Below are 12520 nucleotides of genomic sequence, written 5' to 3' on the forward strand. Positions count from 1 at the left end.
CCCCCCCCCCGGCTCTGCGCCTTTGGGTGGTTTGATCGCCGCCGGCGCCGCAACCTACGGCAAGCCGCCGGCCCGCGACTATTTCAGCGCCTCAAGCCGTCAATCGAAAGGATTGGCGACGGTGCTGACCACCGGCGGCGCCAGCGTGGCCGGCAACTCGGCCTGTTCCAGTGTCGCCAGCACAGCGCCCAGCAACTGATGCAGGGCGCGGGCGTGGGCCAGGCCGACCTGGTCCATGGTCAGATCCACATCGCCGCTCAGCGTGACGCGGTCGACGCGGTTCTCCACCATCAACTTGCCGACATTGAGCACATCGGCCTCATTGGCAAACGGTACGAATTTACGCATGCTCCCCTCCCCTTAGCTCTTGGCCTTGCGTTGACGAATGTTCGGCAAGCGCAGCACCGTGTCCTTCTGTTGCGCCGACAAGGACGGTAACAGATTGATGCCGACCTTGCTTTCCAATTCGGCGATACTCAACACCTGATACTCGGTGGTCGACTTGTTCTCGATGAAGAAGGCGGCGCCGGCGCGCTGGCGCGGGCTGTACACCACCTTGTACAAATGGCTGGGCACCAACACCTTGCCGATCTTTTGCAGATTGCCGCCGATAAAGGCCGGCCCGGTGATCACATACAGATCGCCCTCCTTGAGCGCCATCTTGCGCACCGCGCCCTCGATGCCGGCCCAGATGTGGCGGTTGTTGTCGCCGTCCTGCGGCACCATGTTCGCCAAGGTGAAGCTCTGATGCTGGCTCTCGCGGTCCGGCATGTCGCCGTTCGGCGCCATGTGGCCCCGGTCGAAGCCGCTGCGGGCGTAGTCCGACAGTTCGGCGCGCTGGCCGGACGGCAGTTGCGCCTCGGCGTGGAAGGAATTCTCGCGCGACAGCTCCTGCGCGGCGGCCAGATTGCCCGCCGTCAAATGCTCGGCCGACCACAAGGGCGTGCGCGTCAAGCCCGAATGCATGACGCCGAACACGCCGTAGCACAGCTCGGTCGTGGCGCTGGCCATCTTCTGGTTGCGGATCTCCGGCAGGCGGCCCTCGACGTAGTGGGCCGGGCAGTCGCCGGCGGCGGCCACGGCGGCCGCCAGCAAGCCGCACGCCAACATGGCGGCGGCGATAGTTTTTTGCATCATAAGTCCCTGGATGTCGCGTTGATGGTGCGCGTGGCCTATTGATTCAGGTCAACGCAGCGGCATTCTAAGGGACACTAGTCATTTGCAACAAACCCCGCGCGATTGAAATGGATCGGGCGCCGTTGCGTCGGGCGCCGCCGCGTCGGGCGCCGCCGCAATCTAGGCAAGGCCGCTCGATGCAAGCAAACGCCGCGCCACCGCTCCCACTTCCAGCGCCAGGGCCGGCGGCGCCAGCACCGCGAAGTCGAACGGCAGGCCGGCCAGTTGCCGCGCCAACCAAGCCAGGTCGTCCGACTGGTTGTGCAGCAACACGCCGTCGGCGGCCTGCTCGAACACCCCCAGCGTCGCCGGCAAATGCCGCCGCGCCGTCGCCAGTTCGGTCTTCAGCAAGACCGTGGCGGCGAACTGGCGCGGCAAGGCCGCCACCGACAGGCGCAGATGGGCCAGCACATCGAAATCGTCCGGCCGCGTGAACTGGCCGGCCCGCGGCACCACCGCCACCACGCGGTCGAGGCGGAAGGTGCGCAGCGCGCCGCGCAGATGGCACATGCCGGCCGCGTACCAACAGCCGCCATACCAGGCCAAGCCGTAGGCATCGAAATCGCGCGCGCTGTCGACCCCGCCGGACCGATAATGCAGCCGCACCCGCCGCCGCGTCTGCGCCGCCGCGCTCAGGCCGACCAGCGCGGCGTTGCTGTGCGGCGCGCCGCCGGGCCGCGACAAGTCCAGCTTGACCGCCCCGTCGATGGCGCCGACCCGCTGTTTGAGCCCGGCCGGCATGATCCGCTCCAGCTTGGCTTGCGCGCTGGCCACCGCCGGCGCCGCCTCGGCCAAGCCCAGGCTGCGCGCCGCCAGCAGGCCCAGCGCCAAGGCCAGCGCCTCGTCGTCGGTAAACATCATCGGCGGCAATTTGAAGCCGGCCACCAGGGAATAGCCGCCGTGCCGGCCACGCTCGCTGACGATGGGGATGCCGATCTCGTCGAGCATGACGATGTAGCGGCGCAAGGTGCGGCCGTCCACCGCCAGTCGCCTGGCCATCTCGGCGCCGCTCAGGCGGCCATGGGTTTGCAGCAGCTCCAGCACTGCCAGCACGCGGGTGGTCGGGTGGTACATGTGGCGGCACGTCCAGGGGAGAGGAAAACCTGGCCCGGCTAAGCGGCGTCAGCCAGGCGGCGATCGATCACTGCGCAAGCAGATGCCGGAAGGTCGGCTCGATATTTTTCGCATGCAGGAATCGCACGATGTCCTCCAGGGTCGCGTCCCGCAGCAGCAAGCCATCCGGCGCCGAAGCGCGCTCGGCCGAGGGCGCGCCGAGCGGCGCCACGCTCACCGCCGATGCCGACGCCGACGCTGGCGCCGTGCCGTGCAAGTGCCGCAGCGTCTGCACGGCGTGCAGGAACTGCGCCGCGCCGATGCTGTGCAAACCCTCCAGGAAGGCGCTCTGCGCGGCAAACGGCGGCGCCATCTCCAAGCCCGACTCGTCGGCGAAGGACGCCCCCAGGCCCGGATGGATGAATGCCGCCCAGCGTCCGGTGCCCTGGTGCAGGCAAGGCGGCAACTCGACCGCCGCGCTGGCGGCGTCGGGCCGCAGCGGCATGTCCGGGAAGTAGGCCACGCGCAACAACTCCAGGAATTGTTGTACCTCAGCCACGGGCGTGGGCGTCGCCAGCGACAGCCAAAGAGCGTAACCGTTGGCGCCGGAAATACTCACCGCCGGCGCCGGCAAGCCAAGCTGGGCCTGCAAGGCGTGCGCCACCTCGCACAGGCGGCTCCAATGCTCCGCCTCCTCGCGCTCGACCATTTTGTCGAAGGCAATGACAATGCCACGCGTCAGGCCGTCGGCCGTGCTCAGACTGATGCCACGGCTGCTCTGCCCCAGCATGTGCTGCGCCAGCGATGCCGCCGACGGCGCGTCCGCCGGCAGATACAGGCGGGTCAATTCCGAAATCAATTTTTGCATCTATTTCCTTAAAGTCAGACCTGTTGCCGCGGCAGTGTGCGTCGACAACAGCTTGATCCCGCCATTTTGACACATGGGCCATCGCCGCCGGATTGAAGCCGGTATCGAAGCCGATATCGAAGCCGGTACCGAAGCCAATTTTAGGCGCGCGGAAATAGCTGCCGTCAGGACATTGTCCTTAATGAATTGATAAATCCGACGTTTGCGCCAGAAACAATTGAAACAAATCGATGCTTGTTGTGCGCGCCGCCACCGTCTAGTCTGACCAAGGCGTCGCCATGCGGCCACGCCCGGGCATCCCTATTTCCAGACGAAAACACCACCCATGTCGCATCCGAATCTACAATTCTTACCCCTACCCAGCGCCCTCAGCGGCAAAGCCCTGCTCGCCTGGCGCAAGGACGCCGGCTGGGCCAGCCCGGCCTCCCGCGACGAACCGCTACATCCCAACGGCAAAGTGCAATGGGTCAGTGTCGTGGCGGGCAAACAACGCGCCGGCATCGCCCGGCTGGAGCTGGCGCCGCCGGAGTTCTGCTATGTCGCCGACCTGATTATTGCCAGCAAGTTCAGGCAGCGCGGTATCGGCAGCTGGTTCCTTGGCGCGATCGAGCAATTTGTTCACAGCCACGGCATCAAACGCCTGCTGTTGCGGCCGGAGGCGGGCACCGAGGCCTTTTACACCGCCAGGCAATTCATTAGCGATCCCTACGTGCCCACCTTTCTGAAAAAGGACTTGCCCCCGCTTCAACGCAAGCTGTTCATCGGCCGGCCGACCTGAGCGCTCGCGCCATGAGCGCTTGCGCCCGGCCGGCTAAGCGGCGGGCTGGTCGCGCGCCTTCAAGCGGCGCAGCTGCGCCGCCTGGTAGGCGCCGAAGCCCTCATTGAACAGACAACGGATCAAGGGATCGTCGACCACGTCGGCGTCCGCGATTTCCGCCTCGATCGCGGCGTCGAACTCCACGTCGTTGATGCGCATATACATCGAGGTGAGCGATTCGCCCAGCGCCAATCCGGCATACAATTTCGCCATGGGAATCTCGGTGGTCCAGGCCAGCGGCTCCGCCGCCTCGGCCAGGCGCTCGATCCCGTCGCCCTCCAGTCGATAGTGGAAATGCAGGCCTTCGCCGGCGTGGTCGTAGACCGACAAACGCCACAGCCGCGCTTGCTCGAAATAGCTGTCTTCCGGCAACTCCATCTCACGGTATTTTTCAAGCAGGCCGGAGCGGCAGTAGGCCAGCACCAGCTCGGTTTGCGCCGCCGACAAGGTCGGAAAACGCCGCGCGATCGACGCCGTGCCCGGCGCCGCCAAGTCCGCCTGGTACCGGTAGTCGAGATCCTGCTCGCCGACCGGCAGCACCCAGGCCAGTGGCGCGGCCGGCTCGATGGTGTCACGCGCCAACAACATCGACACCGAGGGATTCAACCTGACCACCCGCGTGTTCGGCAGCGCCGCCTCGATCTCGCGCTGAAACTGCGCATAGCTGATCGGGAAGAAGGCCTGGTTGTACCAGGACCAGGGCTCCTGCACGAATTGGCAGGAGCTCGGCACCACATAGCGGGGATTGAGCACCGTTAGCTCCTCGATCCAATCCTCCGGCAAGGTCGGCGCCGCCGGCTCCGCCCGCGACGGCGACAGCACGGCGATCTCGCGCATGGTCTGAAACGGCCACAACACCATGTCCCAGGGCGCGTACTTGGCCAGCTCGGTCAAGGCGTCGGGCGCGATCCACGAATCGACGACGTTGAGCACGTTCAAACCGGCCGCCTTGATCTGGAACATCGAATCGACGTCCGAATCGAGCGCCTCGCGCGGAATCACCTCGAACGGCCCGACCTGCACCGCCTGGTTGACCCGCAAGGACTGGACGTTGATGAAACCCAACTCGCGCACCATCGCGAACAACTCCTCGAACAAGCAGTAGATATAGATCGGCGTTTCGCGGTGCAGGAAATCCAGGCTCTCCAGCGAGCAATGGTCATCGTGGAAATGCGAGATGAACACGGCCGCCAGCTTAAGCTCGCGGATCTGCGCGTGGTCGAAGCGCACGTCGGGAAAGGCGTGGCAATTGCGGCTGAAGGGATTCTCGAAAATCGTGTCGAAGGCGATCAGCGTCCGCTCGCATTCGAAAACGTAGCCGGCGTGGAGAATTCTGGATATTTTGAGTGTCATGTGTTCGGCTGTATTGGGGCGGTTCAAAGCGGCGGCGCGCGCGCCGGCAATGGCCAAAGCGCAAATTATGACCGCTTTGATGGCCTTTCACCTATTCAAAGCAAGAACATGGCGACAGCAAAGCAAAAAACAGGGCGGAATCCGCCCTATATCGCCGTTATGCTGGCTCCAAGTCGCCCGCCGACGTCTCAAATCATCCCCTGGAGTAGATCAAATGAGTCAAACCGCCAATCTCTGGCTGTATTTTATTGTCGTCTTCGGCGTCGTCGCCCTGCCCGGCCTGGACATGGCCTTTGTCATGGGCAGCGCCATGCTGGGCGGCCGCCGCTCCGGCTTGGCGGCGGTGGCCGGCATCGTCGCCGGCGGCGTCTGCCATTTGGCCATGGGCGCCCTGGGCGTCGCCGTCGTGCTGCGCCTGTGGCCGCCCCTGTTCAAACTGATGCTGTTGGCCGGCGCCGCCTACATCGCCTGGATGGCCTGGGGCCTGCTGCGCAGCGCCGACGCCTTCCATCCGGGCGGCAACAGCGCGGCGGGCGACGCCATCTTGCCGCGCGGCCAAATCTTCCGCCGCGCCATGCTCACCAGCCTGCTCAATCCCAAAGCCTACATCTTCATGTTGGCGGTGTTTCCGCAGTTCCTCAAACCCGACCACGGCCCGCTGTGGCTGCAATCGGGCGTGCTGGGCAGCATCACCGCGCTGACCCAGACGGCGGTCTACGGCGCGCTCGCCGTCGCCGCCAGCCAGGCCAACGGCTGGTTCGCCGCCCATCCCGGCGCCGCCGTCGTCACCGCCCGCGTGATGGGCGCGCTGTTGCTGCTGACGGCGGCGCTCAGCGTCAGCCAAGCCGTCTGATCCACGCTTCGCGGCAGCGGAATAAAGGCGGCTCAATCCGGGGCGAACGACAACAAATAGCCGGCGCCAAGCCGCCCTTGCCTGAAACAAAGTGCATTGCAACATGCATGGCGAGTAGTTATAATGAGAATAGTTCGCATTCGCAAATGAATGCACGCAGTATCGGTCCCAGCCAGGTCGCAATCTCCCAGCCAGTGACGCCTCATCTTTAGACGCCACCCCACGCCAGGAGTTTTGCATGTCGCGCCGTATCCGCTCGTCCGTTTCCGCCCTATCCTTCGCCCCCTTCCGCCAGCCGCCGCGCCGGCAAGCACTCACCCTGGCCGTGTCGCTGGCGCTGGCCCAGGCCGGCGTCTACGCCCACGCCGCCGACTTGGGCGCCGACGTCGGCGCCGCGCCGGAAGCGGCCATGCCGATGGTCACCGTCAGCGGCAGCAACGGCGACGGCGCCCGTTACGCCAGCAGCGGCGCCTCGGCCAGCAAGCTCGACATCACCCTGCGCGAAACGCCGCAATCGATCTCGCAAATCAGCCGCGCGCGGATGGACGACTTCAAGCTCGACAGCGTCAACGACGTGCTCGCCAACACCACCGGCGTGACGGTCGAAAAGGTCGAAACCGACCGCACCTACTACACCGCGCGCGGCTTCGACATCATCAACTTCCAGTACGACGGCGTCGGCATTCCCTTCGTCTTCGGCAACGTCATGGGCGACCTCGACACCGCCGTCTACGAGCGCGTCGACGTGGTGCGCGGCGCCAACGGCCTGAGCGCCTCGACCGGCAATCCCTCGGCCACCGTCAACTACCTGCGCAAACGCCCCACCGCGCAATTGCAGGCCGCCGCCGAGCTCAATGTCGGCAGCTGGGGCAAACGCCGCGCCGAGGCCGACATCTCCGCGCCGCTCAACGCCAGCGGCAGCGTCAAGGGCCGCGCCGTGCTGGTGCAGCAACAGGCCGATTCCCACCTCGACCGCTACCACGCCGAAAAAACCGTCGGCTACGCCATCGTCGAGGCCAAGCTGGCCGCCGACACCGTGCTCAGCATCGGCCACATCAGCCAGGACAACAAGACCAAGGGCGGCATGTGGGGCGCGCTGCCGCTGTACTACACCGACGGCAGCCGCACCGATTACGCCGTCGGCACCAACACCTCGGCCGACTGGTCGCGCTGGGACACCCGCAACAACACCAGTTTCGTCGAGCTGAACCAGGGCCTGGGCGGCGATTGGAACCTCAAGTCCACCCTCAGCCACAGCAACATGGCTTCGCGCGGCAAGATGTTCTACGTCTACGGCGTGCCCGACAAGACCACCGGCGCCGGCCTGTTCTCCTACCCGTCGATCTACCGCGCCGACAACCGCCAGACCGTGCTCGACGTCAACGCCAGCGGCGAAGTCGCGTTGGGCGGGCGCCAGCATGAAGTAGCGCTCGGCGCCAGTTGGTCGCGCTCGCGCCTGAACGACGTCTCGCTGTACGGCCGCGGCATCGGCACCGCGCTGAGCCGCGCCGACGACTTCACCGGCGCCTATCCCGAGCCGGTATTCGACGCCGGCACGGCCGGCAGCCAATATGAGGACAAGCGCAAGACCGTCTACGCGGCGCTGCGCCTGAACCTGGCCGACCAGCTCAAGCTGCTGGCCGGCTTCAACTCGACCAAGGCCGACTCCAGCGGCACCGCTTACGGCGTCAGCGCCTACAAGTCGGCCAGCAAGACCACGCCCTACCTGGGCGCCGTCTACGACCTGAGCAGCAATCTGAGCGGCTACGCCAGTTACACCAAGATCTTCAACCCGCAGAGCGAGATCGACAGCCGGGGCCAGCCGCTGGCGCCGGTGATGGGCAGCAATGCCGAACTGGGCCTGAAAGCCGACCTGCTCGAACACAAGCTGTCGGCCACCGCCGCCGTGTTCCGCGTCAAGCAGAACAACACCGCCGAGCAGGCCGGCATGATCGACGGCCGCAACTACTATCGCGGCATCAACGCCGAGTCGACCGGCGTCGAGCTGGAACTGTCCGGCCAACTGGCCAAGGGCTGGACCGCCAGCGCCGGCCTGACCCGGCTGTCGATCAAGGACGATGCCGGCCAGGCCAGCCGCCTCTACGTGCCGCGCACCCTGCTGCGCGCCAGCACCACCTACCGCCTGGCGACCTTGCCGGCGCTCAAGCTGGGTGCCAGCCTGAACTGGCAAAGCGAGGCCAAGCGCGCGCCGGAGGAAGGCTTCGTCGCCCGCCAGTCGGCCTACGCCGTGCTCGGCCTGATGGCCAACTATGAAATCGGCTACAACGTCAGCGTCGCGCTCAATCTCGACAACGTGACCGACAAAAAATACCTGGCCAGCCTGTACTGGAACCAGGCCTACTACGCGGCGCCGCGCAGCGCCAGCGTCAGCGTGAAGTGGACCTACTGAAATGCCGGCGATCAAATCACTGCGTCCCGCCCTGGTCGTCGTGCACCGCTGGTTCGGCTTGGCGGCGGCGCTGTTCCTGTTCATCGCCGGCGCCACCGGCGCGCTGATCTCCTGGGACCACGAGCTCGACGCCTTGCTCAATCCCCAACTGTTCAGCGCCCACAGCGGCAACGCCGGCTTGGCGCAGATCCCCGGCGGCGAACTGGCCAGCCGGCTGGAGGCGGCCGAACCGCGTCTGCGCGTCGGCTACCTGCTGACCGAGGTCGAGCCCGGCCACACCTCGCTGCTGTCGGTCGAAGGCCGCGTCGACCCGGCCAGCGGCCAGCCCTACGAGCTGGGCTACAACCAGGTCGCCGTCGACCCCGTCACCGGCCAGGTGCAGGGCCGGCGGCAATGGGGCGAAATCTCGCTGAGCCGCGAGAACCTGCTGCCCTTCCTCTACAAATTGCACTACACCATGCACATCCCGCCCGGCTGGGGCATCGAATTCGGTGTCTGGCTGATGGGCCTGATCGCCATCGTCTGGGTGCTCGACTGCTTCATCGCGCTATGGCTGTCCTTCCCCAACTGGCGCAGCTGGCGCAAGTCCTTCGCCTTCCGTTGGAGCCAGGGCGGCCACAAGCTCAACTTCGACCTGCACCGCTCCGGCGCCGTGTGGATCTGGGCGCTGCTGCTGATGGTGGCCATCACGTCGGTGTCGATGAACCTGAACGGCCAGGTGATGCGCCCGCTGGTGTCGGCCTTCTCCACGCTGAGCGCCAGCGCCTTCGACAGCCGCCTGCCGCAGCCGCCGGAAAAGCCGATCGAAGCCGTGCTCAAGCGCGAGCAGATCCTCGCCCTGGCCAAAACCGAAGCGCGCAAGCGCGGCTGGACCGAGCCCGCCGGCGGCATCTTCTACGCCTCGGCCTACGGCGTCTACGGCGTCGGCTTCTTCGCGCCGGGCAACGACCACGGCGACAGCGGCCTGGGCAACTCCTGGCTCTACTTCGACGGCAGGGACGGCAGCGCGGCCGGCGACAGCGTGCCCGGCAGCGGCAGCGCCGGCGACATCTTCATGCAGGCCCAGTTCCCGCTGCATTCCGGCCGCATCATCGGCCTGCCCGGCCGCATCGTCATGTCGACCCTGGGCGTGCTGGTGGCGATGCTCAGCGTGACCGGCATCATCATCTGGCTGCGCAAGCGACGCGCCCGCGCCACAGTCCGGCAGTAGGCGTGGCGTCACAAGGCAGCAAAAGGAGCAAAGCCGGGCGCAATTGAAACCACCCGCAGGCGCAAACCTGGGGTCGGACCCCGCGGGGTCCGACCCCGGCTCGCCGCCTTTGGGTGCTTCTATAGCCGCTGGCACCTCAATGCCGTCCACCGCCAATTACAGGGTGGCGCGGAAGCGCAAATAGTCGTCGGCGCTCTGCCGCGGCCGCTCGATCATCGGCAAATGGCCGACGCCGGGCATGACGATCAACTGCGAGCGCGGCAGCAGTCCTTGCAGCACCGCGCCGCTGCCGACGTGGATCACCCGGTCCTGATCGCCCCAGACGATCAAGGTCGGCGTGGCCAGCCCCTTGACCCGGCCCTCCAGCGAATCGGCGGTGAACTGCTTGAAGATCTTCTCGGCCAGCGGCGCGTTGCGCATCGGCTCCTGCGCCAGCGCCCTGACGATGGGGCCGGGGATGAAGGGCGGATCGCTCATCACGAAGGCGAAGGTCTCGGCGAACTCCTCCTCGTTGTGCGCCACCAGCGGATTGCGCCCGGTGCCGACGTAAATGTCGCCCAGCTCGCTGCGCGGCGCGCTCCACACCCCGGCCGGATCGAGCAACCACAGACTGGCCACCTCATCCGGATGCAGCACCGCGTAACTCATGGCGATCTGGCCGCCCATCGAACTGCCGCCCAAATGCAGGCGGCGCAACCCCAAGGCCTGCGCCAGCGCGCGCACCCGCTCGGCCTGGGCCGCCGGCAGATAGTCGGCCTCGGCCGGATGGGCCGACTCGCCGAAGCCGGTCAGATCGGGCACGATGACGCGGAAATGCGGCGTCAACTGGCGCGCCACGCGGAGGAAATTGTCCTTGTTGGCGCCAAAGCCGTGCAGCAGGATCAACGGTTCGCCCCGGCCACCCTCCAGATACACGCTGTGCAGGCCGCCCGGCAGCTCGACCTCCTTGCGCACCAGGCCGGCGCGTTGCCGCTCCGCCTGGATGGCCAAACGGGCCGCCTGCTCCGGCATCGCGTACACAAAGCCGGTGGCGGCCACCGGCACGGCGATCGCGGCGCCCAAGATCCATTTCCATACGCGCATTCCATTCCCCCGAGTCAATAAGCTATCAAAACTCTAACATATTCCATTCATCAAGAGAAAACCGTCACCGTCGCGCCACAGCCGGGCCGGTCTGACTGTTTTTGCAAGCTTTCATCTCGCCAAACGCCGCAAAACGTGGATAATGCCGACACCCCCACTTCCTTCAAGAAAAGCGGACAACCATGAAACAGAACTACATCAACGGCGCCTGGGTCGACGGCGCAACGGCGGCAGCCAACATCAACCCCTCCAACACCGACGACGTCATCGGCCACTACGCCCAGGCCGACGGGCAGCAGGCCCAACTGGCCATCGCCGCCGCCGCCGCCGCCGCGCCCGGCTGGGCCTTGTCCAACGTGCAGATGCGCGCCGACGCCCTCGACAAGATCGGCAGCGAGATTCTGGCCCGCAAGGAAGAGCTCGGCATCCTGCTGTCGCGCGAGGAAGGCAAGACCAAGCCCGAAGGCATCGGCGAAGCGGCCCGCGCCGGCGCCATCTTCAAGTTCTTCGCCCAGGAATGCCTGCGCCTGCGCGGCGACAAGCTGCCCTCCGTGCGGCCGAATCTGGACGTCGAGATCACCCGCGAGCCGGTCGGCGTGGTCGGCATCATCGCGCCGTGGAACTTCCCCATCGCCATCCCGGCCTGGAAGATCGCCCCGGCCCTGGCCTACGGCAACTGCGTGCTGATCAAACCGGCCGAACTGGTGCCCGCCAGCGCCTGGGCCCTGGCCGAGATCATCAGCCGCGCCGGCCTGCCGCCCGGCGTGTTCAACCTGGTCATGGGCCGTGGCAGCGTGGTCGGCCAGGCCCTGCTGAACGACCGCCGCGTCAACGCCATCAGCTTCACCGGCTCGGCCGCCACCGGCGCCAAGGTGGCCCAGGCCGCCATCGGCCGCATGGCCAAGGTGCAGATCGAAATGGGCGGCAAGAACCCGCTCATCGTGCTCAACGACGCCGACCTGGCCAACGCCGTCAACTGCGCCGTGCAAGGCTCCTTCTTCTCGACCGGCCAACGCTGCACCGCGTCGAGCCGGCTGATCGTCGAAAAAGGCATCTACCCGGCCTTCGTCGCCGCCGTGAAGGAGAAACTGGCGACCCTGACCATCGGCGACGCGCTCGCCGCCGGCGTCGACATCGGCCCCGTGGTCGACGCCAGCCAGCTGGAACAGGACATGGAATACATCCGCATCGGCCGCGACGAGGGCGCCACGCTGGCCTTCGGCGGCGAGCGGGTCGACTGCGCCACGCCCGGCTTCTTCCTGCGTCCGGCCCTGTTCACCGACTGCAGCAACGACATGCGCATCAGCCGCGAAGAGATCTTCGGCCCGGTCGCCAGCGTGATCCCGGCCGACAGCTACGAGCACGCGCTGGCCCTGGCCAACGACACCGAGTTCGGCCTGTCGAGCGGCATCTGCACGACATCGCTGAAGTACGCCACCCACTTCAAGCGCCACGCCCAGGCCGGCATGGTGATGCTCAACGTGGCCACCGCCGGAGTCGACTACCACGTGCCGTTCGGCGGCACCAAGGGCTCCAGCTTCGGCTCGCGCGAGCAGGGCACCTACGCGGCGGAGTTTTTCACCACCGTCAAAACCGCCTACTGCGGCGTCTAGCACTTGCCGACGGCAATGCCGATCGGTCAAAAAACCCACAGACGCAAATCTGGGGTCGGACCCTCAGGGTCCGACCCCGGCTCT

General features: G+C 66.4%; 11 protein-coding genes. 5 read left to right on the top strand and 6 right to left on the bottom strand.

Annotation, left to right across the window (positions count from 1 at the left end; all coding sequences use genetic code 11):
* Nucleotides 1-99 precede the first annotated feature (99 nt).
* From H7U20_RS11835 to H7U20_RS11850, 4 genes are all read right to left on the bottom strand, one after another.
* A complete protein-coding gene (locus H7U20_RS11835; protein WP_199759351.1) occupies nt 100-348 on the bottom strand; it encodes a hypothetical protein in 249 nt (82 codons plus the stop codon).
* Between the two features lie 12 nt (nt 349-360).
* Nucleotides 361-1137 carry a DNA/RNA non-specific endonuclease gene (locus H7U20_RS11840; RefSeq protein ID WP_199759352.1) on the bottom strand — a complete coding sequence of 259 codons (777 nt, stop codon included), beginning with the start codon at nt 1135-1137 and terminating at the stop codon, nt 361-363.
* Between the two features lie 159 nt (nt 1138-1296).
* Complete coding sequence (locus tag H7U20_RS11845; RefSeq protein WP_199759353.1) at nt 1297-2250, bottom strand: helix-turn-helix transcriptional regulator; 954 nt, start codon at nt 2248-2250, stop codon at nt 1297-1299.
* 67 nt (nt 2251-2317) lie between these two features.
* Entirely contained in the window at nt 2318-3097 is a 780-nt protein-coding gene (locus H7U20_RS11850; RefSeq protein WP_199759354.1) for a hypothetical protein, read from the bottom strand.
* A gap of 325 nt (nt 3098-3422) precedes the next feature.
* Between H7U20_RS11850 and H7U20_RS11855 the strand changes: the two genes are divergently transcribed.
* Nucleotides 3423-3875, top strand: a complete 453-nt coding sequence (locus H7U20_RS11855; protein ID WP_199759355.1) for a GNAT family N-acetyltransferase — start codon at nt 3423-3425, stop codon at nt 3873-3875.
* Nucleotides 3876-3908: 33 nt separating this feature from the next.
* Here the strand turns inward: H7U20_RS11855 and H7U20_RS11860 are convergent, their stop codons facing one another.
* Nucleotides 3909-5267, bottom strand: coding sequence for an MBL fold metallo-hydrolase (locus H7U20_RS11860; RefSeq protein ID WP_199759356.1), 1359 nt, complete (start codon nt 5265-5267; stop codon nt 3909-3911).
* Nucleotides 5268-5481: 214 nt separating this feature from the next.
* On the opposite strand from H7U20_RS11860, the gene H7U20_RS11865 reads away from it, so the two are divergent.
* The 3 genes from H7U20_RS11865 (at nt 5482) to H7U20_RS11875 (ending at nt 9740) form a co-directional block, all read left to right on the top strand.
* Nucleotides 5482-6120 carry a LysE family translocator gene (locus H7U20_RS11865; RefSeq protein ID WP_199759357.1) on the top strand — a complete coding sequence of 213 codons (639 nt, stop codon included), beginning with the start codon at nt 5482-5484 and terminating at the stop codon, nt 6118-6120.
* 238 nt (nt 6121-6358) lie between these two features.
* The gene (locus H7U20_RS11870) at nt 6359-8530 is read left to right on the top strand and encodes a TonB-dependent siderophore receptor (protein WP_199759358.1); all 2172 of its coding nucleotides are present in this window, start codon (nt 6359-6361) and stop codon (nt 8528-8530) included.
* A 19-nt stretch (nt 8531-8549) separates the two neighbouring features.
* The gene (locus H7U20_RS11875) at nt 8550-9740 is read left to right on the top strand and encodes a PepSY-associated TM helix domain-containing protein (protein ID WP_199759397.1); all 1191 of its coding nucleotides are present in this window, start codon (nt 8550-8552) and stop codon (nt 9738-9740) included.
* A gap of 156 nt (nt 9741-9896) precedes the next feature.
* Here H7U20_RS11875 and H7U20_RS11880 read toward each other — a convergent pair whose 3' ends face one another.
* Nucleotides 9897-10802, bottom strand: a complete 906-nt coding sequence (locus H7U20_RS11880) for an alpha/beta fold hydrolase (protein WP_233410693.1) — start codon at nt 10800-10802, stop codon at nt 9897-9899.
* Between the two features lie 203 nt (nt 10803-11005).
* Here H7U20_RS11880 and H7U20_RS11885 point away from each other — a divergent pair, with 203 nt between their 5' ends.
* Nucleotides 11006-12436 (top strand): aldehyde dehydrogenase family protein, encoded by a 1431-nt coding sequence (locus H7U20_RS11885; protein WP_199759360.1) that lies wholly within the window; start codon nt 11006-11008, stop codon nt 12434-12436.
* Nucleotides 12437-12520: the final 84 nt, after the last annotated feature.

The organism is Rugamonas violacea (assembly GCF_016461825.1).
Taxonomy (GTDB): Bacteria; Pseudomonadota; Gammaproteobacteria; order Burkholderiales; family Burkholderiaceae_D; genus Rugamonas.